Source organism: Legionella gratiana (assembly GCF_001467695.1).
Classification (GTDB): Bacteria; Pseudomonadota; Gammaproteobacteria; order Legionellales; family Legionellaceae; genus Legionella; species Legionella gratiana.
Genome location: NZ_LNYE01000030.1, coordinates 1,876 through 2,947 on the forward strand (window position 1 = coordinate 1,876; position 1,072 = coordinate 2,947).

The following is a 1,072-nucleotide window of genomic DNA, read 5'->3' on the forward strand; positions in this document are numbered from 1 at the left end:
GACGATGATAATCAATGGCGAACTGGTGTTGGCAGTGCGCAAAAATTATTGCCTGTTCATGTTGTTTATGAATACTGTAGTGACATGCCCTTTTATCCGGTACCTGATTTTAAAAAACAACCCAAGTCGTCAAAAGAATTTGATAATTGGTTAAATGACGAGAAGGAATCTTGGTTTCGTGAGGGCTCTAAGTTTGGTATTGATTTTGCAATATATAAAGGTGGCCATTGGGGCTGCTCGCGGGCGTCGGGTGTTGTGCGTGGCTGGGCCACGCTAGATTTAAATGCCATTAAGGCCTTGTGTGAAGTCAGAACAAAAGATTTTCTTGCGCTAGAAAATGATCTCAAACCATGTAACTTGTCTGAACACCAGTATAAGAACTGATATTCGTTGAGCGCTGGGTATATTGCTGTAACAGTTCGGCGGCATACCCTCTGAATCTTATACACATCTTGCAAAAAGATGTTTTGCATGATCAAATGTCTTTTATTTTTACGTGTAAAAGCCATGGAATTAGAGATTGAAAATGCAGTAGTCTGGTCAGAAGCTATATTTGGTCGTTGTGATTTAGGTGATAAACGTCTTACAGGACGTCTGGTTAAAATAGGTAGCCAGTTATCGAAATCTCAAGGGGCCTCACTAGCTAAAAGCTGCGAAGGAAAAAGTGCATCAATTGAAGGTAGCTATCGTTTTATTAGAAATTCCCGTGTTTCAGCGAAACAAATTGCAGAGGGTGGTTACCCTGCTACAGCCTTATTGGCTCAAAGAATACCGGTATTATTGGCGATTGAAGATAGCACCTCACTTTCATACAAACATGAGGTTAGCGAGAGATTAGGACATACAAGCAATAGTCTCAATACAAAAACGCAAGGATATTTAGTTCACTCAACAATGCTAATGGACGCTCAAAAGGAAAAGACCATTGGTTTAATTGCTCAAGAGCGGTGGTGTCGAGACAAATCATCCTATGGAAAAAATCATCATCGAAATAAGATTCAATATAAAGATAAAGAAAGCTATAAATGGGTAAAAAATACTCATTTTATGGAAAATTGTCTTGGGGAAAAGA

The 1,072-nt window shown here is 39.2% G+C and carries 1 protein-coding gene and 1 pseudogene; both read left to right on the forward strand.

All coding sequences use genetic code 11. The annotated features are described in order from the left end of the window. Positions 1-384: pseudogene (locus Lgra_RS17910) on the forward strand (F-box protein); the annotation flags it as partial. A gap of 123 nt (positions 385-507) precedes the next feature. Next, a partial coding sequence (locus Lgra_RS16955) for an IS4/Tn5 family transposase DNA-binding protein (protein WP_274519575.1) occupies positions 508-1,072 on the forward strand: 565 nt, incomplete at its 3' end.